At 70.3% G+C, this 7,397-nt stretch carries 5 protein-coding genes; 3 read left to right on the top strand and 2 right to left on the bottom strand.

What is annotated here, in order from left to right:
- The 3 genes from pcrA to sucD all read left to right on the top strand — a co-directional run.
- The coding region (gene pcrA, locus AC2W7A_RS07280; protein ID WP_485990765.1) for a DNA helicase PcrA at positions 1-2,511 on the top strand (2,511 nt) is incomplete at its 5' end.
- Positions 2,512-2,708: 197 nt separating this feature from the next.
- Positions 2,709-3,878 (top strand): ADP-forming succinate--CoA ligase subunit beta, encoded by a 1,170-nt coding sequence (gene sucC, locus AC2W7A_RS07275; protein WP_485990764.1) that lies wholly within the window; start codon positions 2,709-2,711, stop codon positions 3,876-3,878.
- Positions 3,879-3,907: 29 nt separating this feature from the next.
- Positions 3,908-4,828, top strand: a complete 921-nt coding sequence (sucD, locus tag AC2W7A_RS07270) for a succinate--CoA ligase subunit alpha (RefSeq protein WP_485990763.1) — start codon at positions 3,908-3,910, stop codon at positions 4,826-4,828.
- Between the two features lie 105 nt (positions 4,829-4,933).
- Here sucD and AC2W7A_RS07265 read toward each other — a convergent pair whose 3' ends face one another.
- Positions 4,934-5,683 (bottom strand): hypothetical protein, encoded by a 750-nt coding sequence (locus AC2W7A_RS07265; protein ID WP_485990762.1) that lies wholly within the window; start codon positions 5,681-5,683, stop codon positions 4,934-4,936.
- A 511-nt stretch (positions 5,684-6,194) separates the two neighbouring features.
- On the bottom strand, positions 6,195-7,325 hold the full coding sequence (locus tag AC2W7A_RS07260; RefSeq protein WP_485990761.1) for a VIT1/CCC1 transporter family protein: 1,131 nt from the start codon (positions 7,323-7,325) through the stop codon (positions 6,195-6,197).
- Positions 7,326-7,397 lie beyond the last annotated feature (72 nt).

Here is a 7,397-nt window from a genome sequence, read left to right as displayed (position 1 = left end):
CGGCGGACCGGCGGGCCGCCGACGCCGGAGTCGCTCGTGGAGGGGCTGAACCCGCAGCAGGCCGCCGCGGTGCAGCACACCGGGGCGCCGCTGCTGATCGTGGCGGGCGCAGGCTCGGGCAAGACCCGTGTGCTCACGCACCGGATCGCGCACCTGCTGGCCACCGGTCAGGCGCGTCCCCACGAGATCCTGGCCATCACCTTCACCAACAAGGCGGCGGCGGAGATGCGCGAGCGCATCACCGGGCTGATCGGCCCGGTGGCCCAGCGGATGTGGATCTCCACGTTCCACTCCTCGGCGGTGCGCATCCTGCGCAACGAGGCCTCGGCGATCGGCCTGAAGTCCACGTTCACCATCTACGACTCCGCGGACTCGCTGCGCCTGGTCACGCAGATCGCGAAGGCGCAGGACCTGGACCCGAAGCGCTTCCACCCCAAGGGCATCCTGAACAAGATCAGCTCCCTGAAGAACGAGCTGACCGAGGCGGACGACTACGCGGCCACCGTGGCGCAGAACGACCCCTGGGGGCAGGCCGTCTCCGCCGTGTACACGGACTACACCGCCCGGCTGCGGCAGGCGAACGCCCTGGACTTCGACGACCTGATCGGCATGACCGTGCACATGTTCGAGGCGTTCCCGGCGATCCTGGACAACTATCGCCGCCGCTTCCGCCACGTGCTCGTGGACGAGTACCAGGACACCAACCACGCGCAGTACCGACTGATCCGTCTGCTGGCCGGGCCGGCCGGCGTGCCGGAGGGCGTCCAGACCCCCGGCGGCGAGCTGACCGTCGTCGGCGACTCGGACCAGTCCATCTATGCCTTCCGCGGCGCGGACATCCGCAACATCGTGGAGTTCGAGCAGGACTTCGCGGACGCGGCCACCATCAAGCTGGAGCAGAACTACCGCTCCACGCAGACCATCCTGGACGCCGCCAACGCGGTGATCTCGAACAACCCGGACCGCCGCCCGAAGTCCCTGTGGACCGCGGAGGGCGCCGGAGCGAAGATCGTGGGCTACACGGCGGAGAACGAGTCTGCGGAGGCCGAGTGGATCGCCACGCAGATCGACCGCCTCCAGGACGAGCACGGGGTGCGCCCCAAGGATGTGGCGGTGTTCTACCGCACCAACGCGCAGTCCCGCTCCCTCGAGGAGCGGTTGGTCACCCGCGGCATCCCGTACCGGGTGATCGGCGGCACCCGGTTCTACGATCGCAAGGAGATCAAGGACGCCCTGGCCTACCTGCGGGCGCTGGTGAACCCGGATGACGACATCAACGTCCGCCGCATCCTCAACGAGCCCAAGCGGGGCATCGGGGACCGCGCCGAGGGGGCCGTGGCCGCCTGGGCGGACCGGAACCGCATCCCGTTCTTCGCGGCGCTGCGGGACGCAGAGAACGCCCCGGGCATGGCCACCCGCTCGCTCAAGGCGGTCAGAGGCTTCGTGCAGATGATGGACGACCTCGCCCAGGTGGCCGAGGGCTCCGGCCCGGCCACCGTGCTGGAGGCGGTGCTGGAGCAGTCCGGCATGCTCGCCGCGCTGCGCGAGTCCGAGGACCTGCAGGACGAGTCCCGCGCGGACAACCTCGGCGAGCTCGTGGCCGTGGTGCGGGCCTTCGAGAAGTCCACCCCGGACGGCACACTCGCGGACTTCCTCGAGCAGGTGGCCCTGGTGGCGGACGCGGACCAGCTGCCCGCCGCCCCGGACGTGGAGGGCGAGGCGCTCGCCGAGCAGCAGGGCCAGGTCACCCTGATGACCCTGCACACGGCCAAGGGCCTCGAGTTCCCCGTGGTGTTCCTGACCGGCATGGAGCACGGCGTCTTCCCGCACTCGCGGTCCATGACGGACGAGAAGGAGATGGCCGAGGAGCGCCGGCTGGCCTACGTGGGCCTCACCCGTGCCCGTGAGCGCCTGCACGTCACCCGCGCTGAGGTCCGCTCCCTGTGGGGTCAGCACCAGTACAACCCGCCCAGCCAGTTCCTGGCCGAGATCCCCGAGTCGCTCATCGACTGGGAGCGCGAGGGCGCGGTTCGTCCGGGCGGCTCGTCCTTCGGATCCATCACCTCGCTGGCCGGAGCCGGGACCTCCCGGTACTCCGAGCGGTTCGGCGCCCGTTCCGGGGGGTCCTCCGGCTCGGGCGCGTACGGCGGCCGGGGCTCGTCCGGCCGTGCCTCTGCGTACGGGTCCGGCGCCTACGGCCCCGGCACCGGGAGGAACGACGACGGCCCCGCACCCCGGGTGCGTCAGCGCCTCACCCGCGGGGACGAGGCCAAAGACCTCACGGTGCCCTCCGGCGTGGTCCGCGGACAGGCCCCGAGGCGGGTCAGCCCGCAGCGGGAGATCGTCCAGCTGTCCCCGGGGGACCGGGTGCGGCACGCGACGTTCGGCGAGGGGTCCGTCGTCGGGGTCACCGGTGCCGGGGACAAGACCGTGGCGACCGTCACCTTCGCGGAGACCGGCGCGCAGAAGCGCCTGCTGCTGCGCTACGCGCCGCTGGAGAAGGTGGACTGACCGATCGGTCGGAAAACGGCTCGCGGGCCGTGTTCCCGAGGGTGTTTCTCGGTTAGAGTGAGCAGTGGAACGGTTGCCTGCCGTCCGAGTTCGCCGCGCGCACGCGGCTGGAGGAGGCGGTGGGGCACGTTCGCCCGGACGGGCACGTCTGTGCCGTGCCGGGCCCACTGTCTTCGACGTAGAAGGACTCCGTAACCGTGGACCTGTATGAGTACCAGGCGCGCGATCTGTTCGAGAAGCACGGCGTGCCCGTGCTGGCCGGCATCGTGGCGCAGACCCCGGAAGAGGCCAAGGCGGCCGCTGAGAAGATCGGCGGCGTGACCGTCGTCAAGGCCCAGGTCAAGGTCGGTGGCCGCGGTAAGGCCGGGGGCGTGAAGGTCGCCAAGACGGCGGACGAGGCCTACGAGCACGCCAAGGCCATCCTGGGCATGGACATCAAGGGCCACACCGTCCACCAGGTCATGGTCGCCCAGGGCGCCGACATCGCCGAGGAGTACTACTTCTCCGTGCTGCTGGACCGCGCCAACCGCACCTACCTGGCCATGTGCTCGGTCGAGGGCGGCGTGGAGATCGAGCAGCTGGCCGAGGAGCGCCCGGAGGCCCTGGCCAAGGTGCCCGTCTCCGCGCTCACCGGCATCGACGCCGAGACCGCGCAGAAGATCGTGGACGAGGCGAACTTCCCGGAGGAGCTGAAGTCCGAGGTCGCCTCTGTCATCCAGAAGCTCTGGGGCGTGTTCGAGAAGGAGGACGCCACCCTCGTCGAGGTGAACCCGCTGGTGAAGACCGGCGACGGCAAGATCCTCGCCCTGGACGGCAAGGTCTCCCTCGACGACAACGCGGAGTTCCGCCAGGAGGGCCACGCCGCCCTCGTCGACGAGCGCACCGAGGACCCGCTGGAGGCCAAGGCCAAGGCCAACGACCTCAACTACGTGAAGCTGGACGGCCAGGTCGGCGTGATCGGCAACGGCGCCGGCCTCGTGATGTCCACCCTGGACGTCGTGGCCTACGCCGGGGAGAAGCACGGCGGCGTGAAGCCGGCCAACTTCCTGGACATCGGCGGCGGCGCCAACGCCGAGGTCATGGCCAACGGCCTCGACGTCATCCTGGGCGACGAGCAGGTCAAGTCCGTGTTCGTGAACGTCTTCGGCGGCATCACCGCGTGCGACGCCGTGGCCAACGGCATCGTCAAGGCCCTCGAGATCCTGGGCGACACCGCCACCAAGCCGCTGGTCGTGCGCCTGGACGGCAACAACGTGGAGGAGGGCCGCCGCATCCTCGATGAGGCGAACCACCCGCTCGTCACCCTGGCCGCCACCATGGACGAGGGCGCCGACAAGGCCGCCGAGCTCGCCCACGCCGCCAACTGAGCTTTCGGAAAGACTGAGGTAAGACTGACATGTCCATCTACCTGAACAAGGACTCCAAGGTCATCGTCCAGGGCATCACCGGCGGCGAGGGCACCAAGCACACCCGCCTGATGCTCAAGGCCGGCACCAACATCGTGGGCGGCGTGAACGCCCGCAAGGCCGGCACCACCGTGAACCACGAGGACAAGGACGGCAACGCCGTCGAGCTCCCGGTCTTCAGCTCCGTCGAGGAGGCCATGAAGGAGACCGGCGCCGACGTGTCCGTGGCCTTCGTGCCGCCGGCCTTCGCCAAGGACGCCGCCATCGAGGCCATCGAGGCCGAGATCCCGCTGCTCGTGGTCATCACCGAAGGCATCCCGGTGCAGGACTCCGCCGAGTTCTTCGCCCTGTCCCAGTCCAAGACCGGCGAGGACGGCAAGCCGAAGACCCGCATCATCGGCCCGAACTGCCCCGGCATCATCACCCCGGGCGAGGCCCTGGCCGGCATCACCCCGGCCACCATCACCGGCACCGGCCCGATCGGTCTGGTGTCCAAGTCCGGCACCCTGACCTACCAGATGATGTACGAGCTGCGTGACTTCGGCTTCTCCACCGCCATCGGCATCGGCGGCGACCCGGTCATTGGCACCACCCACATCGACGCCCTCGAGGCCTTCGAGGCCGACCCGGACACCCAGGCCATCGTGATGATCGGTGAGATCGGCGGCGACGCCGAGGAGCGTGCGGCCGAGTTCATCAAGGCCAACGTCACCAAGCCGGTCGTCGGCTACGTGGCCGGCTTCACCGCCCCGGAGGGCAAGACCATGGGCCACGCCGGCGCCATCGTCTCCGGCTCCGCCGGCACCGCGCAGGCCAAGAAGGAGGCCCTCGAGGCCGCGGGCGTGAAGGTCGGCAAGACGCCGTCCGAGACCGCTCAGCTCATGCGGGAGATCCTGCAGGCCCAGGCCTGATCCCGCGGTGCGGGGCGCCGGCGGCGCCCCGCACCGGCAGGCGGATGCACCACGGCCCCTGTCCCTCGTCCTGAGGGGCAGGGGCCGTGTGCCGTGCGCGGCGGGTCAGGCAGGGCAGGCGTTGTAGGTGAGCTGCAGGTCCGAGATGAAGATGCCCTGATCGCCGTCGATGTCAGAACGGAAGAGTTTCGTCCGGTTCCAGTAGTGGATCGCGAACGTGGTGAGCGGCGCGCTGAAGGTCACCCGGACGTTGCCGGCGGTCGACGTGTCGGGGACCGGCAGGTTGGCGTTCGCGGCCTGCCACGGGTTGGTGACGGTGCCGGCTCCCGTCACCTGGGTGGACGACGTCTTGGTGGCGGTGTAGGCCGTGGGGCTCACCACGGCGACCGCATCCCAGAAATCGTTGGAGGCGGAGTCGATGTCCGTGATCGTGAACGACAGGCTGGTCACCTGGCGGGTGAACGTGAACGTGGTAACCGACTTGTTGGCGTCGGTGAGCGTGTCGGTCTTGTCCGAGTTGCGGATCGGCGACTGATGCAGGCCGAGGGGGCTGGTCGCCCCGCCGATGGTGGTTCCCGCGCGGCTCGCAGGTTGTTGTTGACGGTGGGGTTGTTTGGCACGGTGGCGCCCTGATTGCCGGTGCGGGTGTTCGATCCCAGCTCCGTCGAGACCGTGAGCGTCATGCCCTGCAGGGGGCCGGTGCCGTCCGGGTCGGGGAAGGTGTAGACGCCCGTCGTGGAGCTCGAACGCACGTACCGGGCGGAGTTCCAGGTCGCGGTGGTCGTGACGAGACAGCGGGGGGACGTGGCGAATGCGGGTGCCGCCAGGGACGCAGCCACGACGGGCGTGGACCATGCCAGACCTGCGACGACGGCGCGGCGGGACGGCGCGAGAGTGGGGTGGTGCATGAAGACTCCAGGATGGGTGCTGCCGCGTCCCGAGGGGAGGAGCCCCGCCGTGAGAAGACCGGCAGTCAGGCCAAGCCAACCATATCGAACGATTGCCGTCCAGGCCGGCACACGAAGTCTGTGGAACCCGAGACGAACAGATCTGGGGGCGCCGAGATGCCACACCCACGAGGATCTGGAGACGATCTGCCAGCCGTGGGCCGATACAGCGCGGCCCGTGCGTCTCATCCAGAGAGGCAGGGGCCGCGGGGGCATCAGGCCGGGTCATTTCTGACGATCGGTGGTGAACAGTCCAGAGGGCTGGTTCGCGGAGTGGGCCCGGCCTGCGACGCCCGTCGTGCAGATTGTGTGGGGCCCCGGCGCCCCGCGCCGGCAGGCGGATGCACCACGGCCCCTGTCCCTCGTCCTGAGGGGCAGGGGCCGTGTGCCTGCGGGGCAGAGCAGGCGGTGGACGCCCGTCAGCCCACGTTCGCGCCGAAGAGCAGGCCGAGCACGTAGGTGACGCCGGCGGCGCCGAAGCCGATGGCGAGCTGCCGCAGTGCGCGGGCCATCGGGGAGGAGCCGGAGAGCACGCCCACCACGCCGCCGGTGAACAGCAGAGCGCCGCCCACCAGCACCAGCGCGAGCACCAGGGCGGTCATGCCGGCCAGGCCGAACAGGTACGGCAGGATCGGGATGAGCGCGCCCACGGCGAAGAAGCAGAAGGACGAACCGGCAGCGGTCCAGGCCGAGCCGATCTCCGCGTAGTCGTCGGAATGGTCCACCGGGCCCTTCGAGCCGTCCGGGCGGGCGGAGTACTTCGGGTTGCAGTCGCAGCTCAGGTAGCCGAGGCGCTCGAGGGCGCGGTGCTTGGCGTCCTCCTCGGACATCCCACGGGCCAGGTAGACGAGTTCGAGCTCGTTGGCGTCGATGTCCAGGTACTCGGCGGCCTCCAGGGTCACCTGGGTGGGGGAGGAGGCCTCCAGCAGCTCGCGCTGGGAGCGGACGGACACGAATTCCCCGGCCGCCATGGACAGGGCGCCGGCCAGCAGGCCCGCCACACCGGTGAACAGCACCACGGAGGGGGCCACACCGGTGGCCCCGATGCCCATCACCAGGGCCAGGTTGGACACGAGACCATCATTGGCGCCGAATACGGCGGCACGGAAGGAGCCTGCCAGCTGCTCACGGCCCCGGGCGGCCAGGCCGCGCACCACCTCCTCGTGGATGGCCTCGTCCGCGACCATGCCCTCCGGCACATCCGAGTCCTTGGCGTAGGGGCTGTCCGACTCGGCGCGCTGGGCCAGGGCCAGCACGAACACGGAGCCGAAGATGCGGGCGAGCCACCGCAGCAGCAGACGGCGTAAGGAAGGGCGCGGCGGGTTCTGCGCGTGCTCGCCGAGCAGGGTGCGCCAGTGCTGCTCGTGCCGCTTCTCCGCCTCGGCCAGGCCGAGCAGGATCTCGCGCTCCACGCCGTCCTTGCGGGCGGCGATGTCCCGGTAGATCTGGCCCTCGGCGATCTCGTCGGCGAGGTAGCGGCGCCAGCGGCGGACCTGTTCACGGGTGGGTTCGGGCAGTGCCGCAGGCGTGGCGGTGTGGGCGGGGCTCATGGGGCTCCATCGGATGGGCGGGTGGGGGACGGGCGTCGCCGTCGCGGGACGCGGCGGCCGGGCGCGCTCGAC

The sequence above is a fragment of the Micrococcus sp. LASM2_SD2 genome (genome assembly GCF_057364565.1).
This window is presented reverse-complemented; position numbering and strand designations above follow the sequence as displayed.

What these genes read in the sequence shown, in the direction of transcription:
- sucD (WP_485990763.1), top strand. Translation starts at nt 3,908, where the DNA reads ATGTCCATCTACCTGAACAAGGACTCCAAGGTCATCGTCCAGGGCATC.
- AC2W7A_RS07260 (WP_485990761.1), bottom strand. Translation starts at nt 7,325, where the DNA reads ATGAGCCCCGCCCACACCGCCACGCCTGCGGCACTGCCCGAACCCACC.
- AC2W7A_RS07265 (WP_485990762.1), bottom strand. Translation starts at nt 5,683, where the DNA reads ATGGTCCACGCCCGTCGTGGCTGCGTCCCTGGCGGCACCCGCATTCGC.